The organism is Collinsella aerofaciens (assembly GCF_015556945.1).
Lineage (GTDB): Bacteria > Actinomycetota > Coriobacteriia > Coriobacteriales > Coriobacteriaceae > Collinsella > Collinsella aerofaciens_AO.
Genome location: NZ_JADNNH010000003.1, coordinates 42,574 through 61,224 on the forward strand (window position 1 = coordinate 42,574; position 18,651 = coordinate 61,224).

Genomic DNA, 18,651 nt, shown 5'->3' on the forward strand with positions numbered 1-18,651 from the left:
TGGTTAACCCCCAGCCACTCAATTGTCTGGAAATCTATTTTAATAAAGAACCAGTCTCAATATCGAAGCCGAGCTCGAAATGCTGCAAATTTGACCCCAGCCGTCCACATCACGCCGCGATTTTGAGCCGCATGGACCAGAAGGGACGCGCGCGACCTCTAGCTCGGCCAGGAGTGTCTCCAACTACCACTCATTTAAGTACGTCCCCAATGAGTGACCGAAGAGTGTCCCCCCGCGACTAGTCGTTTGAGAACGTCCCCAACGACTAGTCAAAAAATGGGCCATGTGTCCCAGTTGTGGAGACTCCTTGAGCCGTCTGGGTATCGCGAAGGATCGCGCACTCCCCCATCATCAAAAGTGACACACGCTACCAGTTGATGGGAGGCAGCCATGGGCTTCTTTGACAAGATGTTCGAGAAGAAAGAGTGCGCGATTTGCGGTACCGAGCTGGGACTTCTAGGTAAGACAAAAATCAATGAAGGCTACCTGTGCAAAGAGTGCGCCGGCAAGCTCTCCCCCTACTTTCACGGCTATCGCTCCAGCACCGCGGACGATATCCGTGAGCAACTCGCCTACCGCGAGGCCAACGCCGAGCGCCTGTCTTCGTTCAACCCCACGCGCACGCTTTCTGCCGGGCGCACCAATATTATGCTCGATGAGGACGCGGGCCTGCTGATCATCACTTCGCAGAGCCGCTGGCGCGACGCCAATCCCGACATCATCGAGTTCTCGCAGGTACTCGGCTGCGATATGGATATCGACGAGCAGCGCACCGAGATCTATCGCGAGACCAAGGACGGCGAGCGCGAGAGCTACAACCCGCCGCGCTACGACCTGGATTACGACTTTAATCTGACCATCCACGTCAACACGCCGTACTTTACCGAGATCAACCTGCGCGTGAACGACTCCACCATCGATCAGCGCGGCTCCATCGAATATCGCGAGGCCAAGCGCCAGGCAACCGAAGTCCGCGATGCGCTGGTGCAGCTGCGCCAGGAGACGCGCGACAGCGTCGTGGCCGCCAAGGCCCCCAAGACCGCGGTGACCTGCCCCTTCTGCGGAGCCACCACCATTCCCGATGCCAGTGGGCGCTGCGAATACTGCGGCGGCGCCATCGGCGCATAGCCTCCGGCAGCGAAAGGACCGATCATGGCCTTCGAGAGCGTCAACTATCAATGCCCCGCGTGTGGCGGCCCCCTTCACTTTGCCAGTGCCGAGCAAAAGCTCGTCTGCGACTACTGCGATTCTCGTTTTGAAGTCGAAGAAGTCGAGGCCCTCTATCGCGAGCGCCAGGACAAGGCAGATGCCAAAGCCGATGCGGCAGCCGCAACGCCCAAGCCTGCTGTCGACGATGCCGTGCAGGAGCTCGCCCAAAACGCCGGCTACATCTGCTCGTCGTGCGGCGCCGAGCTCGTGTCCGACGGCACCGTCGCCGTCACCACCTGCCCGTACTGCGGCAACTCCGCCGTGGCGCCCGGCCAGCTCTCTGGCGACTTCTCGCCCGACCTGGTGATTCCGTTTAAGCTCGGGCGCGATGACGTCACGGGCGCACTCAAGGAACACTACAAGGGCAAGATCTTGCTGCCCAAGAGCTTTGTCACCGGCAACCATATCGACGAGGTCCAAGGTGTCTACGTGCCGTTTTGGCTCTACGGCGCCCGCGTTGACGGCGAAGTGTACTTTGACGCGACCAACGAGACCGTGACCGAGGAATCCGACCGCACCGTCACGACCACCGACCACTACGATGCCTATCGCAAGGGCAATATCTCGTTTAAGCGCGTGCCCGTCGACGGATCATCCAAGATGCCCGACGGCCATATGGACGCCATCGAGCCGTTTGACTACGACGCACTGCGTCCGTTCTCGGTCGCATATATGCCCGGCTACATCGCCAACCGTTACGACGAGGACTGCGAGACTTGCAAGGCGCGCGCCGAGCGCCGCATGGAAGAAAGCACGATCTCGGCCCTGCGCGAGACCGTCGTCGACGAATACGATGATGCCACGGTCGAAAGCAAGCAGCTCGACTACGCCTGGGAAGACAGCGACTACGCCCTGTTCCCCGTCTGGATGCTCTCCACCTCGTGGAACGGCAAGAGCTACCTGTTTGCCATGAACGGCCAGACCGGCCGCTTGGTCGGCGAGCTCCCCTGCTCCAAGCCCAAGCTCGCCATCGCCTCGGTGCTGTTCTTCGTGATCGGATTTATCCTCTCCCAGATTCTCTTTATGGGGGAATACGCCTTCGATCCGGATTACCTCACCTTTGATATCGAGGGCATCCTCATCAACGTCATCGCGCCGCTGATCATCGTGATTATCGGAGACGTGTTACTGGTAGGCCAGCTCAAGACGGCCAACGAAGCAACCCATGCCGATGAGTATTGTGGCGAGCTCGACCTGACCGAGAAGCACGACACCTTCAGCCACACCGAGACCACCGTTGTCATGAAAGACGACAAGGACGACTAAGCAATCCAACCAATACCACCCGGCCTTTGACGAGAAAGGAAGATCACCATGGGACTCTTGAAAGCTGGATTGGGAGCTGCCGGCGGCGTCATGGCCGACCAGTGGAAGGAATTTATCTACTGCGAATCGATGCCTGCTGACGTCTTGGCCTGCAAGGGCAGCAAGCGCACCGGTGGCCGCAGCTCCAACACGCGCGGCGAGGACAACGTCATCTCCAACGGCTCGGTCATCGCCGTCAACGACGGCCAGGGCATGCTCGTGGTGCAAAACGGCAAGATCATCGAAGTCGCGCTGGAGCCCGGTGAGTTCGTCTTCGATACCGGCAGCGAGCCGAGCGTCTTTAGCGGTAACCTGGGCGACTCCATCAAGGAGACCTTCGCCAATATCGGCAGCCGTTTTACCTTTGGCGGCGACGCGGGCAAGGACCAGCGCGTCTACTTTATCAACACCAAGGAGATCATCGGCAACAAGTACGGCACCGCCTCACCCGTGCCCTTCCGCGTGGTCGACAACAACATTGGTCTGGACGTCGACATCTCCGTGCGCTGCAACGGCGAGTATTCGTACCGCATCACCAACCCGCTGCTGTTCTACACCAACGTATGCGGCAACGTGACCGATAGCTACACGCGCGACAAGATCGACAGTCAGCTTAAGTCCGAGCTGCTCACCGCCCTGCAGCCCGCCTTTGCCAAGATCTCGGAGATGGGCATCCGCTACAGCGCCATCCCCGGCCACACCACCGAGCTCGCCCGCGCGCTCAACGAGGTCCTCTCTGCCGACTGGCGCGACCTGCGCGGCGTCGAGATCGTGAGTTTTGGCGTCAACTCCATCGCCGCCTCGCAAGAAGACGAGCAGATGATCAAGGACCTACAGAAGGCCGCAGTCATGCGCGATCCCACCATGGCGGCCGCCAACATCGCCAGCGCCCAGAGCGACGCGATGCGCGCGGCAGCGGCCAACCCCAACGGCGCGATGGCAGGCTTTATGGGCATGGGCATGGCAGGTGGCATGGGCGGCATGAACGCTAGCCAGCTGTTCGCCGCCGGTCAGGCACAGCAGCAGGCCGCCCCGCAGCCGGCTCCGGCTCCCGCCCCCGCACCGGCACCCGCTGCCGCACCTGCGGCCGGCGCATGGACCTGCAGCTGCGGCGCCACCAACACCGGCAAGTTCTGCTCCGAGTGCGGCAGTCCCGCACCCGCCCCGGCACCGGCCAAGTGGTTCTGCCCCAACTGCGGTAGCGAAAACGGTGGCAAGTTCTGCAGCAACTGCGGAACGCCCAGGCCCTAGCGCCCCTAACTGGTAATGAGCGGGGGATCCGCCGCCCCCGCATTTGCTTCTATGGGTTTCGTTCGATGAAGGAGGACACCATGAAGACAACGTTCAAAAAGTCCGTACTCGCATTTCTGACATGCGTCCTGGCGCTCGCCTTTGCCCTGACGGGCTGCAGCGGCGGCGGCAAAGACCCCAAGGCCAACTTCGTCGGCAGCTGGCAGTACTCGGGTGGAACCTTGGACGGCGAAGAGCTCACCGATGAGTACATGGATATGCTCAAGGAGTGGGGCCTCAACTGTATCCTGATCCTCGACGAAGACGGCACGGGCGTCCTCGACATGTTCCTTGAGGTCGCCGACCTGAAATGGGAGGCCAAGGACGCCACCACCGTAACGATTACCGCCGAAGATGAGTCGCACGACCTGAAGCTCAAGGACGACAAGCTCGTCCTCGAGGTGGAAGGCGACAAGCTTATCTTTACGAAGTCCGACAAGGATCTGTCCGGTACGGTGAAGAAGGATCGCGAGAACGCCGAGAAGGAAGAAGAGATCGATGAGGCCGTCGAAGACGAAGATGTCCAGAGCGTCGAAATCTCCCCCGCCGTCACCGTCGCCGATGACGATCTGTGCACCATCACCATCACCGAGAAGTTCAAGGACGACTGGGGCGACATCGGCTTTGTCGTCAACATCACCAACAAGAGCGACAAGGACCTGACCTTCTACGCTCCTTCCGGCAAGACCAACGTCAACGGCACCATGAAGGAACCCTGGTTCTCGGCTCACCTGATGCCCGGCACCAACGCCACCGAGGAATTCACGTTCTCGAGCGGCGAGCTTGACAGCCTTGACGACCTCGTCAATACGACCATCGGCATCGACGCCTACCTGACCGATTCCTATGAGGACGTCGCCTCCTACACCGCGACCATCGCGTAGCGGCACGTAACATCAGCCGCGGATTGGCGGACACATCCGCGCACTTGCCAGGCGGGGCCGCAGGAGTTGATCCTGCGGCCCCGCCGCTTTATGCCGATGCGTAACGAGCGCTAGCGCTCCATGTTGGGAACGATGCTGCCCTCCGTTACTGCGCGCACGGCCAAGCGCATGATGTTGTCGTAGCCGGTCTTATTGAGAATCTCCGAGATGCGGCGCTTGATGGTGCCCTCACTCATAAACAGCTCGGCCGCGATCTCGCGGCGGCTTTTACCCTCGCAGGCAAGGCGCAAGATCGACAGCTCGACATCGTCGAGGGCCGCCGTGCCCGAGAAGATGCTCTCGGGCGGCTTGGGAAACGTGCAGTAACCCGCCAACGTGGAGCGCATCACGGCGAAAAGCTCGTCGATACCGACGTTCTTGTACACAAAGCTGTCGACGCCCGCCTCGCGCGCCTGATCGACAAAGGTGATCTCGGGCATGCCGGTCATGATAATGACGCGGCACTCGGGCAGTTGTTCTTTGATGCGCGCCGCCGCCACGATGCCGTTGGAATCATGCTCGGTGCATACGTCCATCAGTATCATGTCCGGGCGCTCCTTGAGCGCGACACCCAAGGCCTCGGAAGCATCGGCAATGGCGGAAACAACGGTCATATCGGGCTGGTCGCCAACGGAACGCGCCAGGCTCTCGCGCAGGATGGCCTGGTCTTCGACTATAAGGACGCGGATCATGAGCTTCTCCTTTGAGCTGTGGCGCTGGCGTTGAGCGGGATGGACACCGCAAGCGTAAAGGGCGGGGCGGCATGGATTTCCAGGCAGCCGCCCAGATCTTGCGCGACATGCCTCATGCCTGGGATACCCGTTCCCTCGCGATACGATACGGGTGCAGGCGCGCCGTCGTTAGAAACGGTCATCCGCGCAACAGCGCTGTCTTCCGACGTCTCCCGCCACAGGCGCACATGGACCCGATGCGCCTGCGCATGCTTGGTGGCATTGGTCGAGGCCTCGCGAATAATCTGCAAAAATGCGGCGGCGACACGCGCGTCCTCAGGCAGCGCACCCTCGACATCGATCTGCACACTCACCAAGCCAAAAGCATGGACGATATCACCCAGCTGCCCTGCAGGCTCGCTGGCACCGCCACTGCGCAAATCGGCGGCAATTGAGCGCAGCAACGGGTCAATCTGCTCGAGCGACTCGTCGTCCAGGCGCCCCTCCTCCAAATAGCGATGGAGAATGGACAGGCGCTGCCCGATCACATCGTGAACGCGGGCGCGCATACGTAGGTAGGCCGCATTGTCGGCAACCTTTTTAACTTCTTCGATCTGGGACTGGAGCTCTTGGCCCGCAAGCTCAAGTAGGTGGTTTGCTTGCGCCAAGCGGTCGTAGGCGTGTGCGTATTCCGTCACGTCCAGTCCGATAATGCGCTCAAAGAGACGGCCCGAAACCATAACCTCGTCGTGCACAAATAGGCGAATCTCGGCGGGAGAAATCTCGATCACCGCGCGAGCATCACCAAAACGATCCAAGTTAATCCGCACACGGTTCCTACTGCTTTCGGGCATTTGCATGCTGAGTTTGCGCAGGTCGTTCCATGTGCCGCTCATGTCACCTAGATCGGTGGGCATATGAAGTTCCACTAGGTTTTTGCGCATGCAGCGGTTCATGAGCAGCGGACGGCCCCTCGGGTCCAGATACAGGATGCCCACGGGAATCACGTTGATGGTCTCGATCGTCGAGAACGCGGTGATATCCTCCTGGCGGTTACGGACGTCCATCAAGAGCGCCGCGATGGAACGAAACAGGAAAAACGCTCCCTCTGCGATAAGGACAACGGTCCACGCCGAGCCCATGGCAAAAACCACCGGCGGCGTCACGGCGACAACGAGCAACAGTTCGGCCAGCATGACGAGGCGACGATAGTGCACCATAAGCACCACGCCGTAGGCAAAGATCACGGCATTGAGCCACAGCGCTCCGCCCATTGCCCTGGCGCAAACGTCAAGCGGCGCCACCAGATACGAGCCAGACGACGCGAATAAGATGAGCGCCGAAATCATCAGGTGAAGCACAAGGCTCGCCTCGTAGGCGCAAATCACCTTACGGTTATAGGACGAACGGCGCGATGCGATGAGCGGGACGTGGATCGTCTGCAGACACGCAGCCAGGGCAAAGACAACATCGAGCGCAACGATTTGGGGAAGGATGAGCGAAATCTGCATCGTCACTCACCCGCCCTCGGCATCAAGACGATCATGCGCAGCTGGCCGGGCTCGCCCTCAAGGCGGTATGCCACGTTGCGCCCTTGCAGAGCGCTTTCGAGCTCTTGCGCAGCGGGCGTCTGCGAAAGATCTGCATCATCGTTGGAAAAAAGCGTGGCGCGCAGCTCGACACTGCATCGGTCATGGTCGCCCAAGTGATACATAAGCGCCGGATGGTCGGTGGTGTAGGCAAAAAACGCAAAGTCATACACGCAGTCGTACAGGGCGCTTACCGTACTGGCGTGCAACGGGAGCCGTATGGCGATAATCGAGGCGCAATCGATATCGATGGTGCGCAGGTCGCTTGCGAGCTCGTTGGCGATGAGCTGAATGCGGTCGCGATCAAAACCGCTCTCCCCGTGCTGCGCCAACGTGAGCGATCCCTTGCGCTTGCAATAGGCGACAAGCATCTTGGCGCGCTGCAACATACGGTAACGCTCGTGTGAAGACGTTTCGTCGGTCAACGGCGGCAGCGAGCTCAGCAGGTCGTACATCCCTTTGAGCGCGCGGGCAAGCGCCTGGTCCACGTCTTGGACCAGCAAGGTCTCGGCCTCTTGATCTGCCAGGTGCGTCTTAAGGTCGTGGTCGGCGGCGAGCAGCTCGTTTTGACGCTGCAGCTCCATGCGACGATGTGCCAGTTCACGGTTAAGCTCGTTGAGCTCCGACACGTCTTGGGCAAGCAGGGCCGATCCGCCCAGCAGTGGAAAGGCACGGTACATCACATCGGGATCGGACGCCACGGCAAAGGCATGGGCGCGGCCGTGCTCCTGGGTCCGCAACTCCTCGCGCACGCCTACCGGCACTGGCTTTGACACCGGCGTGGCATAGACCTCCTGCAGGTCGCGCGTTAGAACTTTGAGGTCAAGCGGCAAGGTGTCGAAGATGCCGGCGATGTCGTGATACGACGGAATGACACCGCAATCGAGACAGATTTCCATCGCCACCACGCACAAGACGCAATAGATGAGCGAGAAGTTGAGCCTCCATGCCCAGGGCACGCGCAACGCATAGGAGATGGCAAAGAATGCGCCGCCCAGCAGTACGAGCGCCGCCGTACCCGAGAAACGCTGGATGCGAAAGGACGAGGACCGACCAACCAGGATAAAAAAGGCCACGAAGTTAAAGGCCGTCCACACTAAGACGGCGAAATAACCCCAGCCGTACGTGTAATCGTTGCTCCAGGTGTCGCTTGTACGGTCAAAGCGGAAGACCTGCTGGTGAAAATCGTTGGTGAGCACAAATCCGATAAGCAGGATGGCCACAATCCACAGTGCAGCGCAGTAGCGGCGACCCAGGCGGTGTTGCTCCAGGCCCGCAAGGCGCAGACCACACAACTGGTAGAGCAGCGGAATGAGCGTCATGGGCACGTAGTACAGGTACCACAGCACGGTGGCATAGAACGGCGTGAACGACTTGTACTTGAGAATGACTTCGATCATCCACAGGGCGCAGATGGTGGCGATGGCAACAAGGCGGCGGCGCAACACATAGTCCAAACAGCGCAGATAGACCGATACGCCCCAGATCGAAAATGCAATTGCGGCAACAAGCAACGGCAGAGAGCTCGAATGGACGAGCGCATCCACGACCTCTTCGGACACCTCGCTATAGGCGGGCACGGCGTTAGAAAGTTTGGGGTCGAAGGCGAACAGCGCCGGCAAGACTGCCAAAAGCATGAGGAACAGCGCGGTGATGGCGCCGGCGATAGCAAAGACGCGGTGGCGGTACACCTGATGTGTTATGCCAACAAGGAATCTCGGCATGGCGAAGAGCCTGCCGCCCCTGGGATCCGCAGCCGGTGCGGTCCGGGCGGCCGCGTGGCCGATATGTCGCTCGCGGGTACCCATAGTGCTTTTAGTGTACCGACAGATGGGTCGAAAAAGCGGGCCGCATGTCCCAAAATCCGCAGACGGCAAGGCGCCCGGCAGCCTCCCCCGTCTGGCACTTCCCGATATCCGCCCGCCCCAAACCACCGCAAAGGAGACAGGCACCTTTGTGGTGGTTTGGGGCGATGCGCTAGTCCACGGTGATGTCGAGATTTTTGCCGATGAGGCCTACGTAGCCGCCTTCGGCTGCCTTGGGGCTGTCGGCATGGCAGAGGACCCACTTGTCGGTCTTCCAGTAGCAGTAGCTGTCGCCGGCCGCAGGCATGTCGGCCGCGACCTCGGGGCGCGGGCCGTTGGTGCCGGCGGGCAGCGCCACCATCACCTGGAAGCCACCGTCGTCGACCATGCACGGCGTGTAGTGGAGCGTGGTGTTGAAGACTTCGACGACCGTACCCGCCGGCACGCGAAACGCCTTGACGCACGCGGTGTCGAGCTTGCCGTCCTCGATCTCCCAGCGATGCGCCACGAGCAGGATAAAGTCGCGAGCGCCCAGGTTGAATTCGCTCGCGCGGTGATACTCCAGGCAGTTGAGACGCGTATTGTGGCCGTTGCACCAGCCGAGCTGGAAGGGACGGCCACCAAACATGAGAAAGCCAAGCTTGTCGGCATCCTTGACGTCCTCGAGCTCCGGCGCACTTGCAACGTACTTGCTGCCCTCGGGAATGGGCGTGGCAGAGAGCGCCTCGAGCACGGGCGACGTAAGCTCGGACGGAACGTTATCCCAAACGTTGCCATAGGACTTGAACTCGGGATCGTTGACAGAGTAGATATGCATGTTCGCTCCTGTTCGTTTATGTGACAGTATGAACATTCTAGAACAAACATAAGCGATTTTAAACACTCGTCCCGACCACTCAGCAAAAAGGCACCCCCGCATAAGCGAAGACGCCCAATGCGCGCGTTTTGGGCGATAAAGCTCTTACGCCTGCTGATAGTGCAGATGCTTCTCGTCGATATCGGCCAGGTCGCGGTCGAGGTAGCGGCGCGCAAGCCAGTTGGCCATGGGGAGGTTCTGGTCCAGGTAGTTACCGCATTCCCCGGGAGCGGCACCGGGGACATCGCCCTCGAAGCCGGCGACAAACTCAAACAGCTCGCGGACGAGCGGCAAGACCTTCTCGCTCGTCAGCTCGCCAAAGACAACCAGGTAAAAGCCCGTGCGGCAGCCCATGGGGCCAAAGTAGACAATGCGGCTCGACCACTCGGCATGATTGCGAAGGAACGTCGCGCCCAGGTGCTCGATGGTGTGGCACTCGGCCGTGTTCATGACCGGCTCCTTGTTGGGCGTGGTCAGGCGCAGGTCAAACGTGGTAACGGCGGCACCGGTCGCCGGATCGCGGTCGATGCGGCTCACATACACGCCGGGCTCAAGCAGCAGATGATCAACGGAAAAGCTGGCGATGCGCTCCATGGCAGATCCTCTCGATAGTCAAATTGGGACGGGGCTCTTTTAGCTGGTTCGATTGGTCGCACCAATCATACCAGTAAAAAAGCCCCGTCCCAAAAAGACAACTTAGCCAAGGACACGGGCCATACGCGTCTTGAACTCGGACAGGAAGCGCGGAGCATCCACGGTCAGTGCCACAAGCGCGCTCTTGTCCGGATCGGACAGGCGACGCTCATCGCAGATGGTGCGACCGCGGTACTCGCCCAGCAGATCAACACGCAGGTTGCAGCCGAGCGCACCTACGAGCGTGGGGTCGATCGCCACGGCAACGGCCAGCGGATCGTGCAGCGCGCAACCACCCAGGTAGGGTGCGTTCATCTCGTACGAGCCAATGTAGTGCTCGACCATGCTCGCAAATGCGCAGCCCGCCATGGTGCCCGAGCCCGTCCAGCCGGCAATGTCGCGGCGTGTGAGCACCACGCGATGCGTCACGTCCAGACCCACCATGGTGAGCTTACGGCCCGAGCGCAGCACCGCGTCGGCTGCCTCGGGGTCGCTCGCCATATTGGCCTCGGCGCCCGCGCTCACGTTGCCGGGCACGGTAAGGGCGCCGCCCATCACGACCACGCGGCCGATGGACATCATCGCCGCCGCATCGCGCTCCAGGGCGAGCGCCAGGTTGGAGAGCGGGCCAGTCGCTACGTAGACCAGATCGGGACCATAGGTGCGCGCGGCATCGATCAGATAATCGACCGCAGCGTTGCCGTCGGCCGAGGTCGCCCCCACCGGCTCGTAGGGCGACGCGGGCACGCTCGCGCCGCCGATGCCGTTCTTGCCGTGAATGAGCGCGGTGGACGCCGGCGGCGTATAGGGCTCAGTCGCTTGCAGAGGACGGTCGGCACCCAGGTACACCGGAACCTCGGGGCGACCCAGCAGATCGAGCACCGCCAGGCAATTGTGCGCCGATTGCTCGACGCGCACGTTACCAAAGCACGTGGTGATGCCCACGAGCTCCACCTCGGGGCTCGCGATGGCATAGGCCAGCGCCATCGCATCGTCAACACCCATATCCAGATCAAGGATCAGCTTCTTGATTGCCATTGTTCTACTCCGCTTCTCCGTCTTTATCGTTTAACCAAACCAATGTTCAACTTCGGCGCGCGTGGGAATCGATTGCTGAGCGCCCAGGCGCGACACCGTCACTGCCGAGGCGCGAGCACCCGCGGCCATGCACTCAAAGAGCGGCAAGCCCTCTAGGCGAGCCGCCGCCAACGCGCCGATAAACGTATCGCCGGCGGCCGTGGTATCGACTACCGTACTCGAAAGTGCCGGCATGCGCAGCAGCTCACCGCCATCGCCGAGCGTAACCGAGCCGGCACCGCCCAACGTGATGACCGCAGCGCCGGCGCCCTTGTCGAGCAGCGCATTGAGCGCGGCGACGCAACTCGCATCATCCGTGGGCAGAATGCCCGTCAGAACCTGGCACTCGGTCTCGTTGGGACAGACCAGGTCGACCGCAGGCCAGACCTCCGCAGGCAGCTCGCAGGCAGGCGCCGGATTAAAGACCGTATAGAACCCCAGCCCATGAGCGCAAACAAGCGCCTCGGCCGTCGCTGCAAGGTCACATTCACCCTGGGCGATAAAGACGCTTCCGGCAGCCGGGGCAATCTCGCTGGCGTCGCCGTCGAGCTCATGGGCCACCAGACGCCTCAGCGCGCAGGCAACGTCCGCGCCCGCAAGCGCATGGTTGGCGCCCGGTGACAGTATGATGCGGTTGTCGCCCTCGCAGCGAATGATGGTCGCGGTACCGGTCTCCACGTCATCGCGAAGCGCCACGAACTCAACGCCCACGCCAGCATCCTGGAGCCCTGCCACAAGCGCATCGCCAAAGGTATCGCGCCCAACAGCGCCGATCATGCACGTGCGCGCACCCATGCGCGCAGCGGCGACGGCCTGGTTGGCACCCTTACCGCCGGCGTTGGTGATAAAGCCGCTACCGCCGACGGTCTCGCCCGCGCGCGGCATGCGCTCGCACGCCACCGAAAGGTCCATGTTCATGCTGCCGAACACCGCAACGATGCCGCGATCTGCCATGGAAACCTCCTCATCTGCGGGCCTTATACCCACCGCCAGTCGTCGATCGTGCACTCTCGCACCCCCTATAACTTTAGTTCACTTTGATGTGGACGCGCGCTTGAGCTTGCGCCAGCAGCAAGCATTCACAGGAGCAGGCAGCTACAATGAAGGCGTGCTGATTATTCTCGTCATTGGATGATGTTTTATGGAACAATTCTCGCAATCGGGCTCGCGCGGTCGACGCCGCACGGGCAACGAGCCGGCGCCGCACGAACGCGTGAAGAGCGAACGCCGTGCCAACGAGCCGCGACGCACCGCGAGCCCCCATCGCACTTCTGCCAACAACGCGGGCCGCGCCAACACTCCCGCCGCGGAGCAGACGCCTGCTCGCCCCAAGTCCCGCTACATCCCTGCCCTTGACGGCCTGCGCACGCTTGCCGTCGTCGCGGTGGTGCTCTATCACCTCAACCTCACGTGGGCGCAGGGCGGTCTGCTCGGTGTCACGATTTTCTTTGTGCTTTCGGGCTATCTGATCACGCGCCTGCTGCTCAACGAAGTCGCTAAGACCGGACGCATCGACCTCAAGAGCTTCTGGATTCGCCGCATCCGTCGCCTGGTCCCCGCCGTGGTGACCGTCGTGGTGGTGACCTGCGCGCTGTGCACCATCTTTAACCACGTGATGCTCACCAAGATGCGCCCCGACATCCTGCCGTCGCTGCTGTTCTTCAACAACTGGTGGCAGATTGCCCAAAACGTCTCGTACTTCAATGCTCTGGGCGACCCCTCGCCACTCACGCACTTTTGGTCGCTTGCCATCGAGGAACAGTTCTACCTGATTTGGCCGCCACTGCTGTTTGCCATGGTATCCATGCATGTGAGCAAGCCCAACACGCGCCGCGTGGTTCTGGGCCTAGCTGCTGTCTCCGCCATCGCCATGATGGTGCTCTATAACCCTGCCGCCGACCCCAGCCGCGTGTACTACGGCACCGACACCCGTGTGTTCTCGCTGCTGCTGGGTGCCTGGATGGCCTTTATCCCCGATCGCGACCTGGCGCCGGTGCGTCTCGCTCGTCGTTTGGGGCTCAATCGCCTAGCTGGCGCCGCCAAGCACGGCAAGAACGCCGAGGGCAAGCCTGGCGAGAAGGCCGACGAAGCAGCCGAGACCGCCCCGGCACAGCCGAGCGCCCTCGTGCGCTTTTGGTCCTCGCCCGCATCCATCGATGTGTTGGGCCTCGTGGGTCTGGTTGGCCTTGCCGCCATGGTCGCGCTCACCAACGGCTACACCGCGTTCCAGTATCGCGGAGGCACGCTGCTGTGCTCGATCCTCACGCTCATGGTCATCGCGGCCTGCGTGCAGCCCCAGGGAATGGTTGCCCGCGCGCTGTCCGCCGAGCCGCTCGTGTGGGTTGGCAAGCGCTCGTACAGCATCTACCTGTGGCACTATCCGCTGCTGTTGCTCATGAACCCGGTCGCCAACATCAACGATACGCCGTGGTGGCAGTACATTTTGCAGGTGTTGTTGGTGGTCGCCGTGGCAGAGTGCTGCTATCGCTTTATCGAGACTCCGTTTAGGAAGGGCGCCTTTGAGCGCACCGTGTCCGAGTTCCGCGACGGCACCACCACGCCCGCTAACTGGGTACGCGCGCGCGTCCCTGTCTGCGCAGCCTGCGCTGTCGTGTTGGTCGTTGCACTGGGCGGCCTGATCTTTGTGCCCGAGACGTCTGCGCTGAGCGGCGAGGGCGCCGAAGTTCTGAACAAGGAAGCCAAGAACACCGCGCCCACCGACCAGCAGGCGGCCGACGACACCGACAAGGACAACGACGGCTTCCCCGATGGCTCCTACGATCTGCTTATGATCGGCGACTCCGTGTCGCTGCGTGCCGTAGACACCTTTGACGGCGTGTTCCCGCACAGCCATATCGATGCCGAAAAGGGCCGCCAGTTTGATGCGGGGCGCGCGACATTTGAGGGCTATATCCAGCAGAACCTTGCCGGCAAGATCGTGGTCTTTGCGCTGGGCACCAACGGCTTGGTAACCGACGACCAAATCGACGCCATCATGGCCGATGCAGGAGATAAGCGTATTGTGGTGTTTGTGAACACGCGCAGCCCGCAGCCGTGGGTTGGCTCTACCAACCAGGCCATCGCCAACGCCGCTACGCGCTACAAGAACTTGCGCGTTATCGACTGGTACGGATACAGTGCCAACCGCAACGACCTGTTCGATGGCGATGGCACGCATCTATCGACCACTGGCGTGACTGAGTACCTCAACTTGATCCACGATGCCGTCAAGAAGGACCTGCCCGTGCATCCCGAGGATCACGTCAACGATCCGCAGCCGGCAGCCGTCAAGTCTGCCACCGACGCACTCGTCAATGCGCTCGCTCTCAAGCCGCACAAGCTGGGCACCGACAAGTAACCTGCAGCGCAAACTTCCCACATCCGGAGGGGGTGTCTGCCACGGCAGACACCCCCTCCGGCAGTTAGGGACACTCCTGGCGCAGCCAATGAAGACCTCTACGGATGGATTCCAGGCCGCTCCGTCGCTCCAGACATCGTTTCCGCGCCTCGTGCCTGCCCCAAACAATCAAAACAAGCCCTTTTCGCCGCACCCTCAAAGGTCTGTGGGCAAAAAAGGGCAAATATGAGTACTGTTACCATTTTAGTAGCAGGCAAAACCACCCAAAATGACGTCCGAGCGACCCCTACAACCCCCTAAAGCAGCCAACCTGACTGGTTTAAGGCGTATTGGAGCCAATTTTAATGAACATACTAAAGGCTATGTTCATTATCTTTTAGGATGTAAATGCTATTCACTTAGCAACAGTACTCATATTTGGCATTTTTTGTCCATTGCTATATAACTAACACCCTATAGCAGACAAAAAACAGGCCGCAGCCCATCGCTGCGGCCTGTTCGGAAGCAAAAGTGGGCGTTAAGCGCTGTAGCCCATCGCCTGCAGAACAAACATGACGACCGTGAGCACCGTAATCACACCGATAGTCGCCCAAGTGAGCACATTCCACACGCGGCCGTTGCGGTTGGCACCCATAATGTGACGGTCAGCGGCAATAACCACCTGGAACACCAGAACCACGGGCAGTAGCACGCCATTGATGACCTGCGAGGTCATCATAATCTGGAACAGATCGACGCCGGGCATAAGCACCAGCACGGCAGAGATACCGATGATGGCCGTAATGATGCCGCGATAGACCGGAGCCTCGTCCCAGCTGCGGTCGGCACCGCGCTCCCAGCCAAATGCCTCGCAGATAGCGCTCGACGTAACGCCCGGCAGCACACAGGCAGCCAAGAAGCTCGCCGCGACCAGGCCCGAGGCAAACAGTACCGTGGACCACTGACCCGCAATAGGCTCCAACGCGCGGGCGGCATCGGCAGCATCGCTAATCTGAATACCCGCCGGGAACAACACCGTACCGGTCGTGATGATAATAAAGCCGGCAATGACATCGGCGGCAAGCGAGCCGCTCACGGTATCGATGCGCTGCAGCACGATATCGTCCTCGCCCGCGTTCTTATCGACCACGTTGTTCTGCGCCAAGAAAATCATCCACGGCGCGATGGTGGTACCGATCGTTGCGACCACGAGCGACACGTAGCTGGGGTCATTTTGAATGTTAGGCACGACCAGGTCGACCGCGACCTCACCCCAGTTGGGGCCAGCCATAAACGCGGCGACAATATAGGTCACGAACACGCAGCTCACCAGCAGCAGAATCTTCTCGATGCGCTGGAAGCTGCCCGACATGGTAAGCATCCACACCAGCAGCGCCACCAGCGGCACCGAAATGCTCGCCGGCACGCCAAAGAGGGCAAGGCCGCTGGCGATGCCCGCAAACTCCGAAATGGTCACAGCCGTGTTGGCGATCAACAGCGCCGCCATAGCAAGTACACTCTTGCGCACGCCAAAGCGCTCGCGAATGAGCGATGCCAGGCCCTTGCCCGTGACGCAGCCGCAGCGCGCCGCGGTCTCCTGCGTCACGATGAGCAGCACAGTCATGACGGGAAGCATCCAGAGCATCTTGTAGCCATAGCTGGCACCCGCGCTGGAATACGTTGCAATGCCGCCGGCGTCATTGCCCGAAAGCGCCGCCAGCAGACCGGGACCCATAGCGCCAAAGATGGCCGCGATGGTCAACTTTTGCTTGGTGCCCGACTTTTGCTTGGTATTTTGCACGCGACCACCTAACCCATGACCGACATGGTGAGCAGCACCGCAGCGGCGCAGTACGCTACGCACGAGATCATGACGGCAATAACGTTCATGGCGGTGCCCGACGTGTTGAGGTCATGCTCGTCACGCCAGAACAGCACCATCAGGTAAATCACGGCGCTCATGTTACCAACCAGGCAAATGATGGCAGCAATATTAAAGCACCCGGTAAAGAGTTGCTCCTCAAACATGGGCGCATCGAGGAACGCAGCGGTGCGCACCAGCTGAGCGCACAGGTAGGTCACGAGTGACAGAATCAGGCCCATGCCCGTGCTCTGGAAGAAGAACCCCAGATACGGCTTGGGCTCGTCGTCGTGACCGTCATACTCCAGGAAGTAGTTCTTGACGAACGACACCATGCGCGAGGCCGCCAGCAGCACGAGCGGCATGGCGCACATGGGGAACACCACCAGATGCGCGGAGCCGAGCGCCGTCCCCAGCACGGTCGCCATGATGCACGACGCGATGCCCCATACAACAACCCAGTACTGGCGATGCACGAACCAGCTGAGCACGTTCGTCGAGTCGTCCGACGCGCTATCGCCCGAGCCGACACCGGCGATCTGCAGGTCCTCCTGATGCTCCTCGGCGATAACGTCCATGGCGTCGTCGAAGGTTACGATACCCAGGATATGACGGTTCTCGTCGCAGACAGGGATGGCAACCAGGTCGTACTTGGTCATCTCGTCCGTCACGTCTTCCTGGTCCTCGTCAGGCGACACATAGACCAGGTCGCGATAGGCCAGCTGACCCAGCGTGGCGTCGCGGTCGGCTACAATCAGCGTGCGCAGCGAAAGCACGCCGGTCAGCATGCCGCTCGGATCCTCGGTATAGACGTAATAGACACTCTCAAAGTCCTCGTCGAGTTTGCGAATCGCCTCGATGGCATCACCGACCGTCGCCGTGGCGGGCAGCGAGACAAACTCCGAGGTCATGATGCGGCCGGCGGTGTTGTCCTCGTAGCCCAACAGATTACGAATCGCCTTCTCCTCCTTGACGCCCATCAGCCGCAGGAGCTTCTCAGCCTTCTCATAATCGAGCTCGTCGATCAGGTCGGCAGCGTCGTCCGGGTCCATCATGGCCAGCATCGACGATGCGTCGGTATCGGACAGGCCCTCGAGCATCTCGGTCATAAGCTCGTCGTCATCGAACTCCGAGATGGCCTCGGCGGCCTGGGCAGTATCGAGCTGCGCAAACACCTGCGCACGCAGGCGCGGGTCGAGCTGCTCGATAATGTCGGCGATGTCGGCAGGGTGCAGCTCGCCGAGCGTCTTGTGCGACACCGAGAGTTGAATGTTCTTGGTCGAGCGGTCGAGCAGGTCCATGTAGGACCAAGCGATGATGTCCTCACTGAGCGGCTTGCCCAGGTGCTTCATAAAGCCTTCGACGATATGCTCAAGTGCGGGGCTGATCGCGCGTAGCAGACCGCGGGCGCCCACTTCGGCGCCCAGCAGGCGCAGCTGATTTTCGCCCGACATGGAAAACTTGATGTCGTTGACGCGCACGACTTTCATGCCCTGCGTGTCGACAATCTGCTTGTTGAGCACGTCGCGGGCGAGCAGGAGTTCGGTCGGCTGCAGGTACGAAAAACGGATTTCGGTGGCCGACGTCTTAAGGTGTACACCCGTCTCGTCGATACGGTCGACCCATTTGCGCCAGCTGATCATAAACGGCGTCTTGCCGGGTCCGCGGAACGCGAGCGACGTCACGTGCGGAAAAACTTCGCCGGTAGCAATACCAAAATCGTTGACCACGCCGAGCTTTTCGCCGTCGACGTCCAAGACCGGCAATTTGAGCATCTCACTCAGATAATTCAATGGTGCTCCCCATCATAATTCCTCCGGACGCGGCCGCGCGTGCGGCGTCCGGGGGCTTCTGGATATGTATACGCATGCGCGGGCGGCACGCCGCTCGACGCTTACACCCCGTGCATGCGCAAAAAGCACCTGCATGGGGTCATCGACTGTATGGTCGAGGTTTGGATTTCACCTGTAACCTTTCTCTTGACCCTCATTAACCGCAGTAACTATAGCATCAGCATCGCCCTGCGGCATCGAATTTATGCGCTGCACATTGCAGGCATACCAAACGCTGACGCATCCGTGACATAGTCATTGGG

The 18,651-nt window shown here is 60.8% G+C and carries 14 protein-coding genes; 5 read left to right on the plus strand and 9 right to left on the minus strand.

Going from position 1 to position 18,651, the window contains the following annotated elements; all coding sequences use genetic code 11:
• Positions 1-390 precede the first annotated feature (390 nt).
• The 4 genes from I2F59_RS01585 to I2F59_RS01600 all read left to right on the plus strand — a co-directional run bounded on the left by I2F59_RS01585 (position 391) and on the right by I2F59_RS01600 (position 4,688).
• Entirely contained in the window at positions 391-1,128 is a 738-nt protein-coding gene (locus I2F59_RS01585) for a DUF4428 domain-containing protein (protein ID WP_055310636.1), read from the plus strand.
• 24 nt (positions 1,129-1,152) lie between these two features.
• Entirely contained in the window at positions 1,153-2,475 is a 1,323-nt protein-coding gene (locus I2F59_RS01590; RefSeq protein WP_195503021.1) for a hypothetical protein, read from the plus strand.
• A 48-nt stretch (positions 2,476-2,523) separates the two neighbouring features.
• Positions 2,524-3,765, plus strand: coding sequence for an SPFH domain-containing protein (locus I2F59_RS01595; RefSeq protein WP_117763324.1), 1,242 nt, complete (start codon positions 2,524-2,526; stop codon positions 3,763-3,765).
• Between the two features lie 80 nt (positions 3,766-3,845).
• Complete coding sequence (locus I2F59_RS01600) at positions 3,846-4,688, plus strand: hypothetical protein (RefSeq protein WP_195503022.1); 843 nt, start codon at positions 3,846-3,848, stop codon at positions 4,686-4,688.
• 110 nt (positions 4,689-4,798) lie between these two features.
• On the opposite strand, the gene I2F59_RS01605 is transcribed toward I2F59_RS01600, so the two are convergent.
• From I2F59_RS01605 to I2F59_RS01635, 7 genes are all read right to left on the minus strand, one after another.
• Entirely contained in the window at positions 4,799-5,419 is a 621-nt protein-coding gene (locus I2F59_RS01605; protein ID WP_006236292.1) for a response regulator transcription factor, read from the minus strand.
• Entirely contained in the window at positions 5,416-6,915 is a 1,500-nt protein-coding gene (locus I2F59_RS01610) for a sensor histidine kinase (protein ID WP_195503023.1), read from the minus strand. Before I2F59_RS01610 ends, I2F59_RS01605 begins: the two co-directional genes overlap by 4 nt.
• The gene (locus tag I2F59_RS01615; protein WP_195503025.1) at positions 6,912-8,711 is read right to left on the minus strand and encodes a histidine kinase N-terminal 7TM domain-containing protein; all 1,800 of its coding nucleotides are present in this window, start codon (positions 8,709-8,711) and stop codon (positions 6,912-6,914) included. Before I2F59_RS01615 ends, I2F59_RS01610 begins: the two co-directional genes overlap by 4 nt.
• 253 nt (positions 8,712-8,964) lie before the next feature.
• A complete protein-coding gene (locus I2F59_RS01620) occupies positions 8,965-9,609 on the minus strand; it encodes a DUF4867 family protein (protein ID WP_195503027.1) in 645 nt (214 codons plus the stop codon).
• A 144-nt stretch (positions 9,610-9,753) separates the two neighbouring features.
• Positions 9,754-10,242 carry an S-ribosylhomocysteine lyase gene (locus I2F59_RS01625; RefSeq protein ID WP_195503029.1) on the minus strand — a complete coding sequence of 163 codons (489 nt, stop codon included), beginning with the start codon at positions 10,240-10,242 and terminating at the stop codon, positions 9,754-9,756.
• Between the two features lie 102 nt (positions 10,243-10,344).
• Positions 10,345-11,319: a nucleoside hydrolase gene (locus I2F59_RS01630; RefSeq protein ID WP_138374336.1), complete on the minus strand. Its 975-nt coding sequence runs from the start codon at positions 11,317-11,319 to the stop codon at positions 10,345-10,347.
• Between the two features lie 30 nt (positions 11,320-11,349).
• Positions 11,350-12,312, minus strand: coding sequence for a ribokinase (locus tag I2F59_RS01635; protein ID WP_195503031.1), 963 nt, complete (start codon positions 12,310-12,312; stop codon positions 11,350-11,352).
• Positions 12,313-12,499: 187 nt separating this feature from the next.
• On the opposite strand from I2F59_RS01635, the gene I2F59_RS01640 reads away from it, so the two are divergent.
• Positions 12,500-14,716 (plus strand): acyltransferase family protein, encoded by a 2,217-nt coding sequence (locus I2F59_RS01640; RefSeq protein WP_195503033.1) that lies wholly within the window; start codon positions 12,500-12,502, stop codon positions 14,714-14,716.
• A 517-nt stretch (positions 14,717-15,233) separates the two neighbouring features.
• On the opposite strand, the gene I2F59_RS01645 is transcribed toward I2F59_RS01640, so the two are convergent.
• Positions 15,234-16,430, minus strand: a complete 1,197-nt coding sequence (locus I2F59_RS01645) for an Nramp family divalent metal transporter (RefSeq protein ID WP_006235731.1) — start codon at positions 16,428-16,430, stop codon at positions 15,234-15,236.
• Between the two features lie 74 nt (positions 16,431-16,504).
• Positions 16,505-18,349 (minus strand): magnesium transporter, encoded by a 1,845-nt coding sequence (locus I2F59_RS01650; protein WP_195503035.1) that lies wholly within the window; start codon positions 18,347-18,349, stop codon positions 16,505-16,507.
• Positions 18,350-18,651 lie beyond the last annotated feature (302 nt).